The organism is Parasutterella sp. St.1A3 (genome assembly GCF_059728705.1).
In genome coordinates, this window is sequence record NZ_BAAGFK010000001.1 from 227,871 (window position 1) to 248,680 (window position 20,810).

Here is a 20,810-nt window from a genome sequence, read left to right on the forward strand (position 1 = left end):
TCTTGTGATTCTAAATAAAAAACTCATTTACGCACGACAAAAAACCTTCAAAATGGTGAAGGTTTTCAATGAGTCGGGTGATTTTTCAGCTAGCGGCCGTGGTAATGGTAGAAGCGCTGAAGAAGATCGAGGACTTTCTCGTAGTCTTCTTCCGAAAGGCTCTGTGTGTTGCGCATAACGGTCAGAGGGTCGTGAATATATTTCTTCATCAGACCTTTGGACATCGTTTCGAGCACATTTTCCACGGACTCTCCTTTGTGGAGCGCTTTCTTTGCCTTTTCGAGTTCCATCATTCGGAGATCGTCTGCCCGCTTCTGCAGCAACAGAATCTGCGGTACAGATTCGCGGGAGGAGAACCAGTTTTTGAATTCCTCGACTCTCTTGGCAATTAATTCTTCCGCAAGAGCAACGGCCGCTTTTCTTCCTTCCATGCCGCTCTGCACGACTTTGCCCAGATCGTCGACGGTGTAGACATAGACTTCATCAAGAGAAGAGACTTCCTGTTCAATATCTCTCGGGACTGCAAGATCCACCATGAAGATCGGACGGTAGCGGCGCTTTTTAACCGCGCTTTGCACCATACCGAGACCTAGGATTGGGAGTGTGCTTGCTGTACAGGAAACAACCACGTCGTAGTTATGCAGAATCTCGGGCAGTTCAGCCAGTGATACCGCATTGGCGCCTACCTGATCAGCCAGAGCCTGAGCTCGTGCGACGGTTCGATTGGCGACGGTTACCTTTTGAGGGTTCTGAGCGCCGAAGTGCGCAGCGCAGAGCTCAATCATTTCGCCTGCGCCGATAAAAAGAATGTTCGACTCAGAGAGCGAGCCGAAGATACGATTGGCGACACGGACAGCGGCAGCTGCTAAAGAGATGGAATGCGCACCGATTTCAGTGGATGAGCGGACCTCTTTTGCGACGGCATAGGTCTTTTGGAAAAGCTGGTTTAAAAAGAGACCGAGACCGCCCGCGTGCGAAGCGGTTTTAACGGCTTTTTTCATCTGACCGACGATCTGCGTTTCGCCCAACACCATGGAATCAAGACCGGAAGCCACCCGGAAAGCGTGACGAATGGCGTCGTCCTGCACAAGGAAGTAGAGCTGCTCCTCAAGTTCTGTCAGACTGACATGTTTGCTCTGAACTAAAAAGTCCTGAAGAGATCGGAATGCGGCAGAAGGCTCTTCGGCAGCGCAGTAAATTTCCGTTCGGTTGCAGGTGGAGAGGATGGCAACTTCCTTGATGCCCCCGCAGGCAGGCGCGCCGAACATCGCCCGAATCATATTGATGGACGATTCCAGTTCTTCGGGACCGAAAGCCAGCTTCTCTCTTAAAGATAACGGGGCCGTTGTATGGTTTAAACCAAGGATGAGCAGATTCATCGTAATTAGTCGAAAATTTGCGAAATTGTATTCTGAAAAGACCAAAATAGGCCCTTTTTATACTCGCGATTCGTTTTTATATTAAAAATATAGAATTATTCAGAACTTAAGTTTAACGGACACAAGGGAATATTCGGAGGCGAACCATGACGGTTGATAACGAATTTGCACGAGAAAATCATCAGGGGGCGCTCACAGAATATGAAATGCCGGCGGACGAAGCCGCGATCCTCGATGCCGCGAAACGCTGCAAAAAACTTGTGACGGAGCGGGCGCTGATGAGCGCGGGACTGAATCTTCTTCCGATCCCGGGCGCCAGCGTTGCGGTCGATGTGAGCTTAATGCTCGAAATTCTGAACAGCATCAATCATGAATTCGGTTTGACGCCTAATCAGATTAGGCATCTGACTCCGGATTCACGGCTCAGACTTTTTCAAATGATTACTGCGACGGGAAGTTCATTTGCCGGAAAGTGGATCACAAAGCCGCTCGTGATGGCAGTCCTGCAGAAACTCAGCATACGTCTGACCGCCGCTCAGGCGGCAAAACTTGTGCCGGCCTTAGGTTTGGCCGCTTCCGCGGGAATATCATTTGCAGCCCTTAAATGGGTTGGAGACCAGCACATTAAGGACTGCGTCAATATTGCCAAAAGGTTTAACGAGCAGGGTTTTGCGCGGGCTGAGACGCGGCGGGATCAAACTTCGCAGCGGGCTTAATCTGATAGTCAGGCTGGCTGACAGGGATTAAGAATCCGTTATGGATTAAGGCCTGCACGATCAATTCAGCGTATTCCTGGAATGTCGTGTTGGCAGGCTTTGCTCCGAGTACGGTAGAAAAAGATCCTGTCCAAAGAACTTCAGCGGTTTGAGCACTCATCAGTTCGGCGTTGGTTTCAGCGATTTGCTGCTGAGTCACAGAGGGCGGAATCGCCCAGCCGCCCCAGAAGGGATCAGGACCGAACGGGCCCGGACCAAACGGTCCGCCCCAGGGACCAGGCCCCCAGAAAGGATCTGGCCCCCAAGTCATTCCGGGGTTGTAGATCACATTGGTTTTAATGCCTCTGCTTTTCACGACCAGAATATCGCTCGCCTTGATTTTGCGTGCCGCTTTCATCAGGGAGGAGACATTAAGCGAGTTTCCGCTGACCAGTGACTGTGGGTCAGATAAATACTGATAGCTTGGCTGAGCCGGTATTCCGTGAAATGCTAAAACGTTCGATGCGACATCCTCGAAAATTCTGCGGCTGGTCGGATTGTCAGAAAGATCTGCGACCAGGATTCCGGTGATCGTCTTTTGTTCAAATGTGGCTGAAGGGTTCACCCACTGTGCATCGATTGTTGTCGGATTTGAATCCTGCGGAGAGATCGCGCAGCCGGACAAAAGGGCTGTAGCCATACTGCACAGGCATATTGCTGCGGTCTTTAAGCGAAGCGTAAACAGATTCATAGCAGATTCCATCTTTAATATGCCTCTATAGTGCCGCTTCCGAAGTGATTAGTGCCGTTTTCAGCTCTATTTTGAGAATGAAGCGGCCGATGAGTTTCGGCAAGCCGGGGGAGGAATTTGTGCGGAAATGAAGAAGGCCTCGCAATCAGTGCGAAGCCTTCAGAAATCTGGTGGCTAGAGGCGGAATCGAACCACCGACACGCGGATTTTCAATCCGCTGCTCTACCAACTGAGCTATCTAGCCGTCTCGTAATCGAGAGAAACGAAATATACATGACTTTTCTTTTTTGTGCAACAAAGAGAAGAGTTGGTGGCTAGAGGCGGAATCGAACCACCGACACGCGGATTTTCAATCCGCTGCTCTACCAACTGAGCTATCTAGCCGTTTTTCGTTTCAGAGCCGCAAACTATACACGAAATCTATCTTTTGTGTTGAGAAAGAGAAGCAAAAGATTTGTATAGTGTATCAACTGATTTCAAAGCGGTTCCATTAATGGAGCTTTCAGCTTGTTGGGATACAAATTCGGAAAATTTATCGGAGAACACATGACTACACTTAGGAAAATCTCTGCCGCTCTTTTTTTCAGCGGTTCTCTTGCCTGCGGAGCGGCCCTTGCGCAGTCCGCGGCACCGACTCCCGCGGTCCAGACTGATGCCGCTTCGCAGCAGCAGTCATCCGAGGAGCCCTTCACACTGGAAGGTTTAAGAAAAAAACTGATCGGCAGGCTCGGAACGAATGTCAGCGAAGTGTCGGAGACTGCGTTTCCCGGGCTGTATGAGGCCATTGTAGGTCCCGATATTCTCTACACGGATAAGAATGCAGATTTTCTTATCATGGGGCAGCTTTTTGATACCAAGACGCAGAGAAACTTAACTGCAGAGACGAAAGACCGTCTTAACAAGATCGATTTCTCAGCGCTGCCCTTGGATGACGCGATCAAAGTCGTACAGGGGAACGGGTCAAGGAAGATCGCGGTTTTCTCCGATCCTTACTGCACATACTGCAAAAAGCTTGAAGCGACTCTGAAGGATATGAACGATGTGACCATCTATACGTTCCTTTATCCTGTGATTCGCGCCAATTCCCGTGAGCAGAGCGAAGCGATTTGGTGCGCGAAGGACAGAGGAGCCGCTTGGCGCGCGCAAATGATTGAAGGCAAGTCTGCCGCACCTAAAGATCCGAAGTGCGACACATCGGCTCTGGACAGAAACATTGATTTAGGCGGAAGACTTCAGGTCACCGGAACTCCGACGGTCTTTGTTCCGAACGGGCAGAGAGCGCCGGGGGCGGTAAGCCTGGAATACTTAGAAAAGATGCTGGCAGTCGAGCCTAAGAAAAATTAACTCTCGGTATGGGCTGATTTGAACAGCTAAACCTCCCAAGCGTTTTATATTTGAACGAAACGCAAAGGGAGGTTTTTTATATGGAAAAATTTGATTTTGATGCTTGGCCGACAGATGACTCAATTAAGATCAAACTCGGTGCCGGTCAGTACAAGGTAGCGGTTTTTGTTGATCCTAACTGCCCATGGTGCAAGCGTTTTTTTGAAGAGGACATCGACAAGCTGACGGACATCGATTTCTATGTTTTCTTAACATCCGTGTTGGGAGAAGAATCGGAAGAGCTTTCAGCAGCGATTTACGCCTCGAAGAATCCGCATGAAGCCTGGAAAAACTGGATCATGAATGAAGAAAAGCCTAAGGCCGCAGCCGGAGAGGCGCTGCGCGAGATCGTTGACCGCAACACCAAACTTTTTGATGAGCTGAAAAACGAAACCGTCCCGGCCGTTTATCTTGGCAACGGGGACGGCCCGTTTGGTTTTATGACTGCTTTAGAGCTTGTCTCCAAGATTGAGCATCTCTGTAAAAAACTCTAATTTGGTCTCACACCTTTAGGAAGAAGAAGCCAAGCGCTGACGGAGCTCTTTTGCCGCCCTGCTTGGCTGCCTGCTTCATCTCCAAAGCCCCAGAAGTAATCAAACCGAATAGGGCCCTTGATAGCGCCGCCCGTGTCCTGTGCGACAACCGGTCGGACGAATTCAAGAGCGGGAGAGCTTTGGGAAACAGACACGAGAAGCGGCGTACCCAGAGGGATATATTTCCTGTCAACCGCGACGGAGGCTTTGGGAGTTAACGGCAGTCCTTGAGCGCCGATTGGTCCTTCATCTGCGTTATCTGCCTCACGCGGTTTAAAGAAGACAAAACTCGGATTTTGATTTAAGAGTGTGTCGACCTTATCCGGGTTTTGGAACGCCCACGCTCGAATATTCTGCATAGAGAGTTCGTGCCGCTTCAGATAGCCTTTTTCAACCAGCCATGAACCTACGGCCTTGTAGGGATGGCCGTTCTGATCGTCGAAACCGACGCGGATCATTTTTCCGTCTTCAGTCTGCAGTCTTCCCGAACCCTGAATTTGCAGGAAAAAGACGGCGACAGGGTCTGAGCTCCAGGCTATCGCGTTTTTATCCAGATCGTGGCGCTTGATGATTTGAGCGCGTGAATCATAAGGAACGAGTTTTCTGCCTTCTATCTTTCCGCGCAGACGCATCCCTTTTAATTTCGGATACAGAGAGGCGAGATCCACAATAATCAGATCATCCGGCGTTGAAAGGATCGGAATAGTATGTTTGGCGGTGCGTACAGATGAAACTTTGAGCATCGGCTCGTAGTATCCCGTCATCAGACCTTTGTCGGATTTAGAGTAAACCGTTCCGGTTTGTTTGCCGATAACCTGTGTGGAGATTTGCCAGGGAGTGAAATTATTCTTGAAAAAGGATTCAGCCTCCGAGCTGTCCGTGCTTTGAGCCTTGAAGCAGACATCTTTCCAGTCGGCCTTCTTCCCGACAGATCGGCATGAAACCTTGAATGCAGAGAGCGCGGTGGCCCAATCTTGCGAGTCTGACGAAGGCAACTCGTCAAAAGAGCTGATCTCATAACGAACCGCTTCTTCAGTCGGTTCCGTAATATCTTCTTTCTTCGTCGTGCTTGAACAGGAGCAAAGCAGAAGTGCCGCCAGGATAGAGACGGGCAGAAGAGTTTTTCTTTCGAATGTCATGGTTGCATGGTAAACGCAGTGATTTGTAGGGATTGTATGAACATTTCGTTTAAAACGCGAGACCAAAAAGCGATTTGAGGCCAAAGATTCAGGTTCGTTCACTGCGGCTATCAGAAAAATTCAACAACAAAACCTATGCCGTACAGCGAGTAAAGGCGTTCTGTCTTAGCGATAAAATTGCGAAAAAGGAGTTTTATATGGACAAGTCGAAATTTCGTATTGCACCTTCAATTCTTTCAGCGGATTTTGCCTGTCTCGGTCAGGAAGTTCGAGACGTTGTGGCGGCCGGAGCTGATTGGATTCACTTTGATGTGATGGACAATCATTATGTTCCGAACCTGACGGTCGGCCCGATGGTCTGTAAGGCTTTGCGTCCTCATACAGAGGCGCCGATTGATGTTCATTTGATGGTTGAACCGGTTGATGATCTGATCCCGATGTTTGCAAAAGCCGGAGCTAATATCATTACTTTCCATCCGGAAGCGAGCCGACATGTTGATCGGACTCTGAACCTGATTCGCGAGCACGGATGCAAATCAGGTTTGGCGCTGAATCCTGCAACAAGTCTGGAGTATCTGCACTATGAGCTCGACAATGTCGATATGGTGCTTCTGATGAGTGTGAATCCCGGTTTCGGCGGTCAGTCTTTCATTCCTACGACGATTGGCAAGCTCAGAGAGTGCCGTGCTTTATTGGATACCTATGAAGAGGCGACCGGCAGGAAAGTCCTCTTGGAAGTAGACGGCGGTGTTAAGGTTTCGAACATTAGAGAAATCGCACAAGCAGGAGCCGATACATTTGTGGCCGGAAGCGCGATTTTTAATCAGCCGGATTACAAGTCCGTTATCGATTCAATGCGTAAAGAGCTGGAGAATATTTCCGAATGAACGTGAAAGACGTAAGAGCCGTCTTATTCGATCTTGACGGGACATTGATTGACACGGTTAAAGGTCTGACACAGCTGGTCAACCTTATGCGCAAAGACTTTGGAAAACCGCCGTTGTCCGAAGAAATCGTGGGACGCTATATCGGAAAAGGCATGCTTGTTTTAGTGCGCCGGGCAATGACGGAATCGATGGATGCTCCGCTGGACGATCAAATTTACCAACTCGCAGTGAAGAGTCTTTTTTTGCATACCGAGAAGGGGGAGTATGACAAAGGAACCATCTACCCGGGAACAAAAGAGGTGATTCAGTCTCTTAAGAAAAAGGGACTGAAGATTGCAGTGGTGACAAACAAACCCTACAACATGACGCTTGAAGTTTTAGAACAGGCGGGCATAAAAGATTTGTTTGACGTCATTATCGGAGGAGATTCCGCTTCTTCTCCCAAGCCCTCGGGGGCACCGGTTCTTCTTGCGTGTGAAAAACTGGGTGTCGAGCCGGGGCAGGCAATAATGGTTGGAGATTCCGGTAATGACAGTCAGTCTGCCAAGGCTGCCGGTGTTGCGTGTCTGCTAGTGTCCACGGGCTGGAGCGAAGGAATACCGCTGTCAGAAATCGCAAAACGGGACGGGGCAGAGGCGATTATTTCGACCTTATCCGAAGTTTCTAAATTCATCGGATAACTATGCTTGGAATAGAAATACAAAATCGATGGAAAGAGACCGTCAAAAAATTCGCCAACTCACCGAAAGGCCGAATGCTGGAGGCATTTCTGCGTCAGGAAAGTGAACGCGGTGCGGAAGTCTACCCGCCGAATCCCTTCCGCGCGCTGCAGCTGGTTTCACCGGAATCCGTACGTGTTGTTATTCTCGGCCAGGATCCGTACCATACGCCCGGAGTGGCGGATGGGCTGGCATTTTCTGTTGGCCCCGAGAATCGTCCGGCTCCGAGCCTCAGGAATATCTTCAAGGAAATTCAGAGAGAATACGGTCCGCATGATTTTGTCAGCGGAGATTTGACCGGCTGGGCAAAGCAAGGTGTTCTGCTTTTGAATTCTGTTTTTACAGTGAGAATGAAGGAGCCGGGCTCACATGCGAAGAAGGGCTGGGAACTTCTCTCCGACGAAATTATTCGTGAGACAAGCCGGCAGGGCAGGCCGATCGTGTACATGCTTTGGGGCAACCATGCGAAGAAAAAGCGCGCACTCATAGAAAGCTGCGGCGGAAGTGCTCTGATTCTCGAAAGCAACCATCCCTCGCCATTGTCAGCGACAAAGGCGCCTGAGCCGTTTATAGGGAACGGTCATTTCCAAAAAGCGAACGAATGGCTGAAGCAGCATAATCAGCCGACGATTGACTGGCTGAATACCGATGCCTAAAAAGAAACATTTATAACCCGTTGATTAAGCAATAAAAGTTAACCGACAAATGTTTCTAATTGTAAAAATATAGAGTTTTGGTTGACAGCTATAAAAATCATCTTCATAATTCGCATCCTCGCTGATCAACACGACAGCGAAAACAAAGTTCTTTAAAAATTTATCGACGACCGATAAGAGCGGGCGCTGAAGATTTAAGCGGATTTAGAAGATTGAATTCGCGAAGAAATTTTTAGCTCGCACTTATTGGATGAAGGAGTAGAAATACTCCGTCAAACACCAAGAGAGTGATTCGAGCGACAACAGAGATTAAACAAAAGAGTTTGATCCTGGCTCAGATTGAACGCTGGCGGAACGCTTTACACATGCAAGTCGAACGGTAACAGCGAGGAAAGCTTGCTTTTTTCGGCTGACGAGTGGCGAACGGGTGAGTAATACATCGGAACGTGTCCGCTCGTGGGGGACAACCATCCGAAAGGATGGCTAATACCGCATGAGTTCTACGGAAGAAAGAGGGGGACCTGCTTGCAGGCCTCTCGCGAGCGGAGCGGCCGATGACTGATTAGCCGGTTGGTGAGGTAACGGCTCACCAAAGCAACGATCAGTAGCTGGTCTGAGAGGACGACCAGCCACACTGGGACTGAGACACGGCCCAGACTCCTACGGGAGGCAGCAGTGGGGAATTTTGGACAATGGGCGCAAGCCTGATCCAGCTATTCCGCGTGTGGGATGACGGCCCTCGGGTTGTAAACCACTTTAGTAGAGAACGAAAAGGAGCTATCGAATAAATAGCTCTGCTGACGGTACTCTAAGAATAAGCACCGGCTAACTACGTGCCAGCAGCCGCGGTAATACGTAGGGTGCGAGCGTTAATCGGAATTACTGGGCGTAAAGGGTGTGCAGGCGGCTGAGTAAGACAGATGTGAAATCCCCGGGCTTAACCTGGGAACCGCATATGTGACTGCTTGGCTAGAGTGCGTCAGAGGGAGGTGGAATTCCACGTGTAGCAGTGAAATGCGTAGATATGTGGAAGAACACCGATGGCGAAGGCAGCCTCCTGGGACGCAACTGACGCTCATACACGAAAGCGTGGGGAGCAAACAGGATTAGATACCCTGGTAGTCCACGCCCTAAACGATGTCAACTAGTTGTTGGGGATTAAAATTCTCAGTAACGCAGCCAACGCGTGAAGTTGACCGCCTGGGAAGTACGGTCGCAAGACTAAAACTCAAAGGAATTGACGGGGACCCGCACAAGCGGTGGATGATGTGGATTAATTCGATGCAACGCGAAAAACCTTACCTACCCTTGACATGTCAGAGAAGCTTTTGTAATGAGAGTGTGCCCGCAAGGGCGTCTGAACACAGGTGCTGCATGGCTGTCGTCAGCTCGTGTCGTGAGATGTTGGGTTAAGTCCCGCAACGAGCGCAACCCTTGTCACTAGTTGCTACGAAAGGGCACTCTAGTGAGACTGCCGGTGACAAACCGGAGGAAGGTGGGGATGACGTCAAGTCCTCATGGCCCTTATGGGTAGGGCTTCACACGTCATACAATGGTCGGAACAGAGGGCAGCCAACCCGTGAGGGGGAGCAAATCCCAGAAAACCGATCGTAGTCCGGATTGCAGTCTGCAACTCGACTGCATGAAGTCGGAATCGCTAGTAATCGCGGATCAGCATGCCGCGGTGAATACGTTCCCGGGTCTTGTACACACCGCCCGTCAAACAATGGGAGTGGTGTTTACCAGAAGTCGTTAGCCTAACCGCAAGGAGGGCGGCGACCACGGTGAGCACCGTGACTAATGTTAAGTCGTAACAAGGTAGCCGTACCGGAAGGTGCGGCTGGATCACCTCCTTTCAAGAGAAAGCGAATGAAAGCTTTTAGAAGACGCGTGAATTCATTCAGCGCTCACTCTTATCGGCAGTCGATAAATGAAAAGACGATGGGTCTTTAGCTCAGCTGGTTAGAGCACCGTCTTGATAAGGCGGGGGTCGATGGTTCAAGTCCATCAAGACCCACCATAGTTCTGAGACGGGGGTATAGCTCAGCTGGGAGAGCACCTGCTTTGCAAGCAGGGGGTCAACGGTTCGATCCCGTTTACCTCCACCAACAAGAGACAAGATGAAAACGCGTTTGACGCGCTTTGATATTGTCTTTTGACAATACGTTCTTTAACAATTCGGAAAGATTGAAAAATCTAACGTTAAGACTGATTTGATGAGAGTCAGTCAAGACGGGTAGTGATTGGAAATCAAGCAAAGTTAAAACTTTGAGATTTCTCAAGCATGAGACATTGACAGCATATGGGCACAAAGAACCAAGTTACTTGTGACCCGGCCGGGCAATAGGCGGCAGGGTTATAGGATCAAGTGACTAAGTGCATGTGGCGGATGCCTTGGCGATCACAGGCGAAGAAAGACGCGGCAGCCTGCGAAAAGCTGCGGGGAGCTGGCAAACAAGCATTGATCCGCAGATATCTGAATGGGGGAACCCACACCGCAAGGTGTATCTGCATCTGAATACATAGGGTGCAGAGGCGAACGAGGAGAACTGAAACATCTAAGTATCCTCAGGAAAAGAAATCAACCGAGATTCCGGCAGTAGCGGCGAGCGAACCCGGAAGAGCCTAACAGCTGATAGTTTGAAGCGTAGTCGAACGGAATGGAAAGTCCGGCCATAGCGGGTGATAGCCCCGTAGGCGAAACGCTTTGGATGGTACTAAGGCAGTGAGAAGTAGAGCGGGACACGTGGAATCCTGTTCGAAGACGGGGGGACCATCCTCCAAGGCTAAATACTCGTGATCGACCGATAGTGAACCAGTACCGTGAGGGAAAGGCGAAAAGAACCCCGGGAGGGGAGTGAAATAGAACCTGAAACCGCATGCATACAAACAGTAGGAGCTCCGTCAGGAGTGACTGCGTACCTTTTGCATAATGGGTCAGCGACTTACATTCTGTGGCGAGCTTAACCGACTAGGGGAGGCGCAGCGAAAGCGAGTTCGAATAGAGCGAACAGTCGCAGGGTGTAGACCCGAAACCAGATGAGCTATCCATGGCCAGGTTGAAGGTGTGGTAACACACACTGGAGGACCGAACCGACTAGTGTTGCAAAATTAGCGGATGAGCTGTGGATAGGGGTGAAAGGCCAAACAAATCTGGAGATAGCTGGTTCTCCCCGAAAACTATTGAGGTAGTGCCTCGTGTATCGCTCCAGGGGGTAGAGCACTGTTTTGGCTAGGGGGACATGGAGTCTTACCAAACCAAGGCAAACTCCGAATACCTGGAAGTGTGAGCACGGGAGACAGAGCACCGGGTGCTAACGTCCGGACTCAAAAGGGAAACAACCCAGACCGCCGGCTAAGGTCCCCAATAATGGCTAAGTGGAAAACGAAGTGGAAAGGCCGTGACAACCAGGAAGTTGGCTTAGAAGCAGCCATCCTTCAAAGAAAGCGTAATAGCTCACTGGTCGAGTCTTTCTGCGCGGAAGATGTAACGGGGCTAAGCCATTAACCGAAGCCGCGGATGCGGAGATTATTCTCTGCGTGGTAGGGGAGCGTTCTGTAAGTCTGCGAAGGAGTCTTGAGAAGGATTCTGGAGATATCAGAAGTGCGAATGCTGACATGAGTAACGTTAAAGCGGGTGAAAAGCCCGCTCGCCGTAAGCCCAAGGTTTCCTGCTCTACGTTCATCGGAGCAGGGTGAGTCGGCCCCTAAGGCGAGGCCGAAAGGCGTAGTCGATGGGAATCGGGTTAATATTCCCGAACCGCCGCCGAATGCGATGGGGTGACGGAGTTTAGAAGGTCAGCCGGGTGTTGGATGTCCCGGTGGGTGAGTGTAGGAGGTCTGCAGGCAAATCCGCAGACGCATCTCCGAGGCAAAGCCGCGATCTGCTAAGGCAGAGAAGTGATTGGACGAACTTCCAAGAAAACCCTCTAAGCGTCAGTTCGGCGGGACCGTACCGCAAACCGACACTGGTGGGCGAGCTGAATATGCTCAGGCGCTTGAGAGAACTCGGGAGAAGGAACTCGGCAAATTGACACCGTAACTTCGGAAGAAGGTGTGCCTGAGTAACGTAGGCGCAGAGACTGCGTTCGCGTGAAAAGGTCTCAGAGAATAGGTGGCTGCGACTGTTTATTAAAAACACAGCACTCTGCCAAGTCGAAAGACGACGTATAGGGTGTGATGCCTGCCCGGTGCTGGAAGATTAATTGATGGGCTGAGAGGCCTTGATCGAAGTCCCAGTAAACGGCGGCCGTAACTATAACGGTCCTAAGGTAGCGAAATTCCTTGTCGGGTAAGTTCCGACCTGCACGAATGGCATAACGATGGCCACACTGTCTCCTCCCGAGACTCAGTGAAGTTGAAATGTTTGTGATGATGCAATCTACCCGCGGCTAGACGGAAAGACCCCATGAACCTTTACTGCAGCTTTGCATTGAACTGTGAACCGATTTGTGTAGGATAGGTGGGAGGCAGAGAAACGTGTACGCCAGTACGCGCGGAGCCAACCTTGAAATACCACCCTGATTTGTTTGCGGTTCTAACCCGGGACAGTGACCCTGTTCGGGGACCGTGCATGGTAGGCAGTTTGACTGGGGCGGTCTCCTCCTAAAGGGTAACGGAGGAGTACGAAGGTACGCTAGGTACGGTCGGAAATCGTGCTGATAGTGCAATGGCAAAAGCGTGCTTGACTGCGAGAGCAACAACTCGAGCAGATGCGAAAGCAGGTCATAGTGATCCGGTGGCTCTGAATGGAAGGGCCATCGCTCAACGGATAAAAGGTACTCTGGGGATAACAGGCTGATACCGCCCAAGAGTTCATATCGACGGCGGTGTTTGGCACCTCGATGTCGGCTCATCTCATCCTGGGGCTGTAGTCGGTCCCAAGGGTATGGCTGTTCGCCATTTAAAGAGGTACGTGAGCTGGGTTTAAAACGTCGTGAGACAGTTTGGTCCCTATCTGCCGTGGGCGTTGGAAGATTGACGGGGGCTGCTCCTAGTACGAGAGGACCGGAGTGGACGCACCTCTGGTGTACCGGTTGTCACGCCAGTGGCATTGCCGGGTAGCTAAGTGCGGACGAGATAACCGCTGAAAGCATCTAAGCGGGAAACTTTCCTGAAGATAAGTCTTCCCGGAGGTAAAACCTCCCTGAAGAGTCGTCCGAGACCAGGACGTCGATAGGTCAGGTGTGTAAGCGCTGTGAGGCGTTGAGCTAACTGATACTAATTGCTCGTGAGGCTTGATCCTATAACCGTGTTGCTTGTGACCGGCTGTGAGGTCCGTGCGAGAAAGAACAAAGTGAAGGCTGAGCTTGAGAGAAATCCAAGGCGCTGCCAAGATGAAGTAAATCGATCCGAATTGGCTCCTTAACCGGAGCGGACAGTTTTAAGCCCGGAGGCCATAGCAGGGCGGAACCACTCCTTCCCATCCCGAACAGGACAGTGAAACGCCTCCACGCCGATGATAGTGAGTTGTATTTCTTGCGAAAGTAGGTAGTCTCCGGGCTCTCCATTCTTAAAACCTCTTGCTGCGAATGCGGTGAGAGGTTTTATTTTGTCCGCGTGAAGGGGTAATAAATTTATACAGATCAAATTGTTATTTTTTTACTTCCGTGCACAGTTTCGAGGCTGTACCGATCCAATGAGTGTTTTTTCGGGTAGTAATTTTTTCTCTCTCCTTCGATAAATTTCGGTTTTTGCATGATATAAAAGTTATGGCATACCGTTAATTTTTATAGGAGATAGATATGCGTCGTTTAGTTGCAGTTGCAATGGCCTGCGCGGCCTTGGGTATCGGTATTTCTTCTGGCGCTTATGCAGCCTCTTTCAAATGGGCAAGTCAAGGGGACATATTAACTTTTGATCCGCACGCTCAGAACGAAAATCTTAATAATTCAGCCAACTCGTACGTGTACGAGCCGCTTGTGGAACTCTCCAAGGGGAAAATCGTTCCCTGTCTTGCCGAAAGCTGGAGATCCGTTCCTGAAGGCTATGTGTTTAAGATCCGTCAGGGCGTCAAATTCCATGAAGGCGAGACGCTGACTCCTGCCGATGTCGTCTTTTCTATTAACAGAGCGCTTCACCCTATCTCTCAATTTAGAACTTATACCGCCGGTATTTTGGGCGCTGAAGAATTGCCTAACGGAGAGGTTCTCGTAAAAACGAACACTCATTCTCCGGTGCTGATGACTCAGCTGACCAATCTTCGAATTTTGAATAAAGCCTGGGCTGAAAAACACGGTGCCACAGCACCGCAGAACTTTGTCGGTAAAGAAGAATCTTATGCGGCAAAACACGAAAACGGAACAGGACCGTTCAAACTGCAGACTCGAGAAGTCGATATCAAGACTGTTTTTATTGAAAATCCGGACTGGTGGAATAAGGCAAATAAAGTTGGCAATGTGACAGAGGCTGTCTACACGCCGATTAAATCAGCTGCAACGCGTATGGCCGCACTTTTATCGGGCGAAATTGACCTCGTGCTTGATCCTGCGACGCAGGACGTTGTCCGCCTGAAAAGAAATCAGGACTTGAAGGTTGAAGAAGGTCCTGAGCTTCGCGTTCTGATGATTTCTCTAGATCAGATGCGCGATGAGTCGCCGTATATTCTCATTGACGGGAAAAAATCAACTAAGAATCCCTTTAAAGACATTCGCGTTAGAAAAGCCCTTTATCAGGCAATTGATGTGAACACCCTCAAGAGAACTGTCATGAGGGGTATGTCGATTCCCAACGGCACAATTATTTCGTCCGAGACAAACGGATGGACGGAAAAAGCGGCGGAAAGACTGCCGTATGATCCCGCTGCCGCAAAAAAACTCCTCGCAGAAGCAGGCTATCCCAACGGATTTGAATTCACGCTGGATGCACCGAATAACCGCTGGGTCAATGACGAAGCAATCGCAAAGGCGCTTGCTGCCATGTGGGCAAAAATCGGTGTCAAGGTTAACGTTAATACGATGCCTCGGGCGAACTATTTCCCGAAAGTGCTGAAGTTTGACAGTTCAGCCGGTATGGTTGGCTGGGGTGCAACAACTCAGGATGCGCTTTTCCCGCTCCAGTCCCTGGTCGAAACAGTCGACGTGCAGAAAGGCAACGGGCTTTCCAATATCGGCCGAGTCTCTGATCCCAAGCTGGACGCTTTGATTGAACAGATCAAGGCAGAAACAGAGCCGACAAGGCGAAACGCTTTAATCGAGCAGGCTCTGCTGATGGTGAACCATAATGTTTACCAGCTTCCGCTGCATACCCAGATCATTAACTGGGCAATGAAAAAGAACATTGATACACCGATGCGTGCGGATAATCGCCTAGAGCTTGATAAGGTCACTGTCAAGTAAAATTGCCGCTTTTGCCGGAGCACTGTCTCCGGCGTCAACCTTGGAAAAAAGTAGATGTTAACTTTCGTATTGAAACGTCTGCTCCAAGCCGTCATCGTTATGCTTGTCGTAACGCTGATCGCATTCCTGCTTTTTCAATTTATCGGAGATCCGGTTACCCAAATGCTCGGTCAGGAAGCGACTGAGGCGGATAGGATTGCTCTGAGGCAGAGTCTCGGCTTGGATGAACCGCTGTGGAAACAGTACGGGACGTTTGTTGTAAATGCGCTTCACGGCGAGTTCGGTACTTCGCTGCGGCAAGGCGCACCGGTGGCTCAGCTTCTCGCAGAGAAAATGCCGGCAACGCTTGAATTGGCATTTTTCTCCGCCTTTGTTGCGACGCTGATCGGTATTCCTTTGGGCGTGTTTGTCGCGCTCCATAAAGACTCCATGATCGCCAAATGGCTGATGGGATTGTCGCTTCTGGGGATTTCTTTACCGACCTTCTTTATCGGTATTCTGCTGATATTGGTTTTTTCCGTTTGGCTGGGCTGGCTCCCTTCTTACGGAAGAGGTGAGATTGTCGCATTTGGCAAATGGACGACCGGTCTGTTGACGGCAGACGGATTAAAACACATCATTCTGCCCGCGGCGACGCTTGCGATATTTCAAATCGCTCTGGTTATGCGTCTGGTGAGAAGTGAAATGCTCGAAACGCTTCGATCAGACTTCATCCGATTTGCGCACGCCCGAGGAATACCAAAATCTAAAATCTTTTATAAACATGCGCTGAAGAATACGCTCCTTCCGGTCATCACTATTACCGGACTTCAGCTGGGCGGGATCATCGCATTCTCGATTGTGACTGAAACGGTTTTTCAGTGGCCGGGAATGGGACTGCTTTTTATTCAGGCGGTTCAGTTTGCGGATATTCCGGTGATGGCAGCTTATCTGTGCCTCATCTCGCTCATATTTGTTGTGATCAATTTAATTGTCGACCTTCTTTATTTCTTGGTAGATCCGAGACTGAAGGCCGATTAAGGAATCTTTATGTCAGCCCGATCTTTTGATTTCAATAAAAACGCTTTTCCTCAGATTAAGGAATATGCGCAAACGCTTAGAGACATTCGTCGTGACTTCCATAAGAATCCGGAAATCGGATTGGTGACGCCTCAGACCAGCGGCAAAATTGCATCGCTGCTTCGCAGTTTTGGTGTCGATGAAGTTCATGAGGGTATCGGCGGCTGCGGTGTTGTCGGTGTTGTCAGAGGCGCTCGTCCCGGCTCCCTGAGAGTAGGTCTCAGAGCAGATATTGACGCGCTCCCCTTGGCGGAACTTTCTTCTCACGATCATGTCTCACAGATCGGCGGCTGTATGCACGCCTGCGGACATGACGGTCACGCTGCGGTACTGCTGGGCGCCGCGAAATATCTCGCGGAAACCCGTGATTTTCCGGGAGAAGTCGTCCTGATTTTCCAGCCGGGGGAGGAAGGCTGGTCTGGTGCAAAACATATGATCGATGACGGATTGTTTGATCGCTTCCCTGTTGCTGAAGTCTATGCGCTGCACAACTCATCAGCGCTGGAGCCCGGAAAGATCGCACTGAACTACGGAGCGATGCAGGCCGCCGCAGACGCCTTTACGATTACGGTTAAGGGCAAAGGCGGTCATGCTTCGCGTCCTCAGATGAATCATGATCCGGTGCTTGCTTCCGCTCATGTGATTGTGGCTCTGCAGAGTATTGTTTCCAGAGAGGTTGATCCGCTGGAAACCGCTGTGGTTTCATGCTGCTCGCTCCAGGCGGGAGACCCGAGAGCGCAGAGCGTTTGTCCGGAAACCTGCCAGATTGTCGGAACCGCCAGAACCTTCTCACCTGAAGTAAGAGACTTGGTAGAAAAGAGAATCGGTGAAATCAGCGCCTGCATCGCCGCGGGTCTCGGCTGTGAAGCTCAGACAAAGTATGAACGCTTCTATCCTCCGGTCATTAATACGCCTGCTCAGGCCAAGATTCTGGCTGATATCGCTGCTGATTTAGTGGGCGAAGAAAATGTCGACCGCAGCTATCCTCGGATGGCCGGCGGAGAAGATTTTGCATTCATGCTCGAGAAGGTTCCGGGCGCCTACATTCGCATCGGTCAGGGCGGGGCTCCGGCGCATAACCCTTATTTTGATTACAACGACGATGTCACACCGCTTGCGGCAACACTTCTTGCCGCCGCGGCAGAGCAGCGCCTGCATGCGCTGAACGGGGCCGCCGATGAGCACGTCTAGTCAGAAAAACACTGCCTTCAGCCGATTTTGGGACAGCGATCTCATCTGGAAATTCAGACACGCGCCCGTAGCGATCATCTGTTTTATGGTGACGCTCGGGATGGTTCTGTCCGCAATGTTTGCCGGAGCGATCGCTCCGTACAACCCTTTTGATCTGGCCTCTTTTGATCTTTCTGATGCCTTTTTGCCGCCGGCATGGATGGAAGGAGGAAACTGGAAATTTGTTTTGGGCACGGATGATCAGGGCCGAGATATGTTTTCAGCCATCCTGTACGGATTGCGCGTATCTCTTGAAATCGGCCTTTCTTCGGTATTGATTTCCATTGTGATCGGCGTGTCGCTGGGGCTCATTTCCGGATATGCGGGCGGTATGACCGATACGTTCATCATGCGCTTCTGCGACGTGATGCTGAGTTTTCCCGCGATTCTGCTTGCGCTTCTCATTGACGGCGTCATCCGAGCGATTCTTCCTGAAAGCGTTCATGATCAGGCCGCTTATGGGGTTCTGATTTTTGCGATTTCTCTTTCCGGATGGGTGCGTTATGCAAGAACGGTTCGAGGCGCGACACTGACGGAAAAGAAGCGGGATTATGTTCAGGCCGCTCAGCTTTTTGGCGTAAGTTCCATGAGAATCATGTTTACGCATATTCTGCCCAATGTGATGGGACCGGTTTTGGTTTTGGCGACTGTTCAGGTTGCGACCGCGATCATTACCGAGGCGACACTTTCGTTTCTCGGCGTTGGCGTTCCGCCGACAACGCCGTCTTTAGGAACGCTGATCCGAGTCGGAAATGAATTTCTCTTTTCAGGAGAGTGGTGGCTCGCGATCTTTCCCGGCGTGGCTCTGATCCTTTTTGTGCTCACGATCAATCTGCTTGGCGATTGGCTGCGTGATGCACTGAACCCGAAACTGCAGTAGGAGCGTAATATGACAAAACAAGAACCGCTTTTAGAAGTTAAAAATCTTGTCGTAGAGATCCCGACGAGGCGTGAGAAACTCATAGCCCTGGATAAGGTCAGTTTTGAGATCTATCCGGGAGAAGTGCTGGGCGTTGTGGGCGAATCGGGTGCCGGAAAGTCGATGGTCGGCAACTCGGTTATCGGTCTGCTGGGGGCTCCGGCTCATGTGGCCGGCGGAGAGATTCTTTTAAACGGACGCCGAATCGATAATCTGAAGGAGTCCGAGAAAGAAAAAATTCGCGGCGCTTCAATCGGTGCGATCTTCCAAGATCCGCTGACGAGCCTGAATCCTCTTTTTACGATCGGAGATCAAATGATTGAGACGATTCGGGTTCATTCCAATCTTTCCGAACAGCAGGCACGGGAAAAAGCGATCTCGCTGCTTGCACAGACCGGTGTTCCGGCACCTGAAAGAAGAATTGACAATTATCCGCATCAGTTCTCGGGCGGTATGCGTCAGCGAGTCGTGATTGCTTTGGCGCTTTCGGCGGATCCGAAGCTGATTATCGCGGACGAACCGACGACCGCGCTCGACGTCTCGGTGCAGGCTCAGATCATCGAGCTTCTGAAAAAACTGTGCGTCGGGAACGGAACGGCCGTGATGCTGGTCACGCATGATATGGGCGTGATAGCGGAGACTGCAGACCGTGTTGCGGTTATGTACGCCGGAACGCTCGTCGAAATCGGGCCGGTCGAAGAAATGGTTCGGCAAGCGCGCCATCCTTACACCATCGGCTTGATGAATGCGATTCCGCGCATCAGCGACCAAAGAGACACCCTCCAGCAGATTCCCGGCTCCATGCCGAGACTTTCGAAAGTTCCGAAGGGATGTCCGTTCCATCCGAGATGCCCGATCGCAGACGAGAAATGTGTTCGTGAACGACCCAATCTTGTCGGAGAAACCAACCATTTGTGCGCATGCTGGAAAGCCGGTGAAGTAAAGGCGGATGTTCCTGTATTCCCGCCGGAGCCCTTTACGATTCGTGCGCCTGAGGATATGCCGAGATGATGAATGAGCATGTCAAAGCTTCCCAGTCTGTTCTGGTAAGCGTTCGAAATTTAAAAAAATATTTTGACGCTTCGCCGTCTTTGCTGGCTCGGCTTATTGAGCGCAAGCCTAAAGCGACTCTGAAGGCAGTGGACGGAGTTTCGTTTGATATTCGCCGCGGAGAGACTCTGGCGCTTGTGGGTGAGTCCGGATGCGGAAAATCAACCACCGCCCGAATGCTGGTCGGACTTTATAAGCCGACGGAGGGCTCTGTGGTTATTGACGGCAAAGATCTCTTTAACTCGAAGGGAGAGGATGAAAAACTTGCAAAAGGGAAAATTCAGATGATTTTCCAAGATCCTTATGCAAGTCTCAACCCGAGATGGAACGTCGGGAAAATTGTGGCCGAACCGATCCGCGCGCAAAAACTGATGCGAAATGCAAAGGAAATTGACGATCGTGTGAACTCGGTGCTGCATCTTGTGAATCTGTCGAAGGAAGATAAGGCGAAGTATCCGCACCAGTTTTCCGGAGGTCAGCGGCAGAGAATATCAATCGCTCGAGCGATTGCAATTCATCCGGAGTTTTTGGTTTGTGATGAGCCGACCTCGGCACTGGATGTTTCGGTACAGGCTCAGGTATTAAATCTGATGCAGAATCTGCAGCGGGAGGTCGGCCTGACGTATCTCTTTATTTCGCATAACCTTTCCGTTGTGCATCACATCAGCGATCGCGTGGGCGTCATGTATCTCGGGCGCCTGGTTGAACTTACTGATAAGCGGACATTGTTTACGAAACCGAGACATCCGTATACGCGGATGCTGCTGGAAGCGATTCCCGACATGACACAGATGCATAAGAAGCGCACGCCTGTGGCGGGAGAGGTTCCCAATCCGCTCAAACCGCCGAGCGGATGCGCCTTCCACCCGCGCTGTCCTTATGCGACGGAGCGCTGTAAAAGGGAAGTTCCGCAGATGAAGTTCATCGATTCGCACGGCTCGACGGCCGAAGTTGCCTGTCACGCAGTTGAGGAGCGAAGAATTTAATTTGCTTTGATTGATGCTGAGGATTTACTGAACAAATCAATAATTGATAAACTAGCGATCTTGCGGACCTTTAAGGTGCGCTTAGAT

General features: G+C 50.6%; 15 protein-coding genes, 4 tRNA genes and 3 rRNA genes. 17 read left to right on the forward strand and 5 right to left on the reverse strand.

All coding sequences use genetic code 11. The features are described from left to right. Nucleotides 1-89: 89 nt before the first annotated feature. Nucleotides 90-1,379 (reverse strand): glutamyl-tRNA reductase, encoded by a 1,290-nt coding sequence (hemA, locus tag AC6I1F_RS01075; RefSeq protein ID WP_160336292.1) that lies wholly within the window; start codon nt 1,377-1,379, stop codon nt 90-92. Between the two features lie 146 nt (nt 1,380-1,525). Between hemA and AC6I1F_RS01080 the strand changes: the two genes are divergently transcribed. Continuing rightward, entirely contained in the window at nt 1,526-2,095 is a 570-nt protein-coding gene (locus AC6I1F_RS01080) for a hypothetical protein (RefSeq protein ID WP_160336291.1), read from the forward strand. On the opposite strand, the gene AC6I1F_RS01085 is transcribed toward AC6I1F_RS01080, so the two are convergent. The 3 genes from AC6I1F_RS01085 to AC6I1F_RS01095 form a co-directional block, all read right to left on the reverse strand. Beyond that, nucleotides 2,034-2,825: a hypothetical protein gene (locus AC6I1F_RS01085; RefSeq protein ID WP_237178835.1), complete on the reverse strand. Its 792-nt coding sequence runs from the start codon at nt 2,823-2,825 to the stop codon at nt 2,034-2,036. The genes AC6I1F_RS01080 and AC6I1F_RS01085 overlap by 62 nt on opposite strands. Nucleotides 2,826-2,993: 168 nt before the next feature. Then, nucleotides 2,994-3,069 (reverse strand) — tRNA-Phe (locus tag AC6I1F_RS01090). A 64-nt stretch (nt 3,070-3,133) separates the two neighbouring features. Then, a tRNA-Phe gene (locus tag AC6I1F_RS01095) sits at nt 3,134-3,209 on the reverse strand. A 162-nt stretch (nt 3,210-3,371) separates the two neighbouring features. Between AC6I1F_RS01095 and AC6I1F_RS01100 the strand changes: the two genes are divergently transcribed. Next, on the forward strand, nt 3,372-4,169 hold the full coding sequence (locus AC6I1F_RS01100; RefSeq protein ID WP_160336290.1) for a DsbC family protein: 798 nt from the start codon (nt 3,372-3,374) through the stop codon (nt 4,167-4,169). A gap of 80 nt (nt 4,170-4,249) precedes the next feature. Next, nucleotides 4,250-4,702 carry a thioredoxin fold domain-containing protein gene (locus tag AC6I1F_RS01105; protein WP_160336289.1) on the forward strand — a complete coding sequence of 151 codons (453 nt, stop codon included), beginning with the start codon at nt 4,250-4,252 and terminating at the stop codon, nt 4,700-4,702. Here the strand turns inward: AC6I1F_RS01105 and mltA are convergent. Beyond that, nucleotides 4,699-5,880, reverse strand: coding sequence for a murein transglycosylase A (gene mltA, locus AC6I1F_RS01110; protein ID WP_160336288.1), 1,182 nt, complete (start codon nt 5,878-5,880; stop codon nt 4,699-4,701). The genes AC6I1F_RS01105 and mltA overlap by 4 nt on opposite strands. Before the next feature lie 197 nt (nt 5,881-6,077). On the opposite strand from mltA, the gene rpe reads away from it, so the two are divergent. The 14 genes from rpe (at nt 6,078) to AC6I1F_RS01180 (ending at nt 20,723) form a co-directional block, all read left to right on the forward strand. Next, nucleotides 6,078-6,767, forward strand: a complete 690-nt coding sequence (gene rpe, locus AC6I1F_RS01115) for a ribulose-phosphate 3-epimerase (protein ID WP_160336287.1) — start codon at nt 6,078-6,080, stop codon at nt 6,765-6,767. Beyond that, on the forward strand, nt 6,764-7,447 hold the full coding sequence (locus AC6I1F_RS01120; protein WP_251570892.1) for an HAD-IIIA family hydrolase: 684 nt from the start codon (nt 6,764-6,766) through the stop codon (nt 7,445-7,447). Before rpe ends, AC6I1F_RS01120 begins: the two co-directional genes overlap by 4 nt. Before the next feature lie 2 nt (nt 7,448-7,449). Beyond that, the gene (locus AC6I1F_RS01125) at nt 7,450-8,142 is read left to right on the forward strand and encodes a uracil-DNA glycosylase (protein WP_160336285.1); all 693 of its coding nucleotides are present in this window, start codon (nt 7,450-7,452) and stop codon (nt 8,140-8,142) included. A 311-nt stretch (nt 8,143-8,453) separates the two neighbouring features. Beyond that, nucleotides 8,454-9,998, forward strand: a 16S ribosomal RNA gene (locus tag AC6I1F_RS01130). Nucleotides 9,999-10,085: 87 nt separating this feature from the next. Then, nucleotides 10,086-10,162: transfer RNA gene (locus AC6I1F_RS01135), tRNA-Ile, on the forward strand. 12 nt (nt 10,163-10,174) lie between these two features. Continuing rightward, nucleotides 10,175-10,250 (forward strand) — tRNA-Ala (locus tag AC6I1F_RS01140). A 254-nt stretch (nt 10,251-10,504) separates the two neighbouring features. Continuing rightward, nucleotides 10,505-13,387, forward strand: a 23S ribosomal RNA gene (locus AC6I1F_RS01145). 143 nt (nt 13,388-13,530) lie between these two features. After that, nucleotides 13,531-13,645: ribosomal RNA gene (gene rrf, locus AC6I1F_RS01150) — 5S ribosomal RNA — on the forward strand. The 16S, 23S and 5S rRNA genes sit together here with 2 tRNA genes alongside, the layout of an rRNA operon. A gap of 241 nt (nt 13,646-13,886) precedes the next feature. Continuing rightward, nucleotides 13,887-15,479, forward strand: a complete 1,593-nt coding sequence (locus AC6I1F_RS01155; RefSeq protein WP_160334555.1) for an ABC transporter substrate-binding protein — start codon at nt 13,887-13,889, stop codon at nt 15,477-15,479. Nucleotides 15,480-15,533: 54 nt separating this feature from the next. Further along, complete coding sequence (locus tag AC6I1F_RS01160) at nt 15,534-16,499, forward strand: ABC transporter permease (RefSeq protein WP_160334556.1); 966 nt, start codon at nt 15,534-15,536, stop codon at nt 16,497-16,499. Between the two features lie 9 nt (nt 16,500-16,508). Continuing rightward, entirely contained in the window at nt 16,509-17,729 is a 1,221-nt protein-coding gene (locus tag AC6I1F_RS01165; RefSeq protein WP_288320095.1) for an amidohydrolase, read from the forward strand. Next, a complete protein-coding gene (locus AC6I1F_RS01170; protein WP_251452941.1) occupies nt 17,716-18,648 on the forward strand; it encodes an ABC transporter permease in 933 nt (310 codons plus the stop codon). The genes AC6I1F_RS01165 and AC6I1F_RS01170 overlap by 14 nt, the downstream gene beginning before the upstream one ends. 9 nt (nt 18,649-18,657) lie before the next feature. Beyond that, complete coding sequence (locus AC6I1F_RS01175) at nt 18,658-19,698, forward strand: ABC transporter ATP-binding protein (protein ID WP_288320093.1); 1,041 nt, start codon at nt 18,658-18,660, stop codon at nt 19,696-19,698. Further along, nucleotides 19,695-20,723, forward strand: a complete 1,029-nt coding sequence (locus AC6I1F_RS01180; RefSeq protein WP_290432904.1) for an ABC transporter ATP-binding protein — start codon at nt 19,695-19,697, stop codon at nt 20,721-20,723. Before AC6I1F_RS01175 ends, AC6I1F_RS01180 begins: the two co-directional genes overlap by 4 nt. Nucleotides 20,724-20,810 lie beyond the last annotated feature (87 nt).

Bases quoted from the DNA above. Each gene is read 5' to 3' on its own strand.
- hemA (WP_160336292.1), bottom strand. From the start codon at position 1,379: ATGAATCTGCTCATCCTTGGTTTAAACCATACAACGGCCCCGTTATCT.
- AC6I1F_RS01080 (WP_160336291.1), top strand. From the start codon at position 1,526: ATGACGGTTGATAACGAATTTGCACGAGAAAATCATCAGGGGGCGCTC.
- AC6I1F_RS01085 (WP_237178835.1), bottom strand. From the start codon at position 2,825: ATGAATCTGTTTACGCTTCGCTTAAAGACCGCAGCAATATGCCTGTGC.
- AC6I1F_RS01100 (WP_160336290.1), top strand. From the start codon at position 3,372: ATGACTACACTTAGGAAAATCTCTGCCGCTCTTTTTTTCAGCGGTTCT.
- AC6I1F_RS01105 (WP_160336289.1), top strand. From the start codon at position 4,250: ATGGAAAAATTTGATTTTGATGCTTGGCCGACAGATGACTCAATTAAG.
- mltA (WP_160336288.1), bottom strand. From the start codon at position 5,880: ATGACATTCGAAAGAAAAACTCTTCTGCCCGTCTCTATCCTGGCGGCA.
- rpe (WP_160336287.1), top strand. From the start codon at position 6,078: ATGGACAAGTCGAAATTTCGTATTGCACCTTCAATTCTTTCAGCGGAT.
- AC6I1F_RS01120 (WP_251570892.1), top strand. From the start codon at position 6,764: ATGAACGTGAAAGACGTAAGAGCCGTCTTATTCGATCTTGACGGGACA.
- AC6I1F_RS01125 (WP_160336285.1), top strand. From the start codon at position 7,450: ATGCTTGGAATAGAAATACAAAATCGATGGAAAGAGACCGTCAAAAAA.
- AC6I1F_RS01155 (WP_160334555.1), top strand. From the start codon at position 13,887: ATGCGTCGTTTAGTTGCAGTTGCAATGGCCTGCGCGGCCTTGGGTATC.
- AC6I1F_RS01160 (WP_160334556.1), top strand. From the start codon at position 15,534: ATGTTAACTTTCGTATTGAAACGTCTGCTCCAAGCCGTCATCGTTATG.
- AC6I1F_RS01165 (WP_288320095.1), top strand. From the start codon at position 16,509: ATGTCAGCCCGATCTTTTGATTTCAATAAAAACGCTTTTCCTCAGATT.
- AC6I1F_RS01170 (WP_251452941.1), top strand. From the start codon at position 17,716: ATGAGCACGTCTAGTCAGAAAAACACTGCCTTCAGCCGATTTTGGGAC.
- AC6I1F_RS01175 (WP_288320093.1), top strand. From the start codon at position 18,658: ATGACAAAACAAGAACCGCTTTTAGAAGTTAAAAATCTTGTCGTAGAG.
- AC6I1F_RS01180 (WP_290432904.1), top strand. From the start codon at position 19,695: ATGATGAATGAGCATGTCAAAGCTTCCCAGTCTGTTCTGGTAAGCGTT.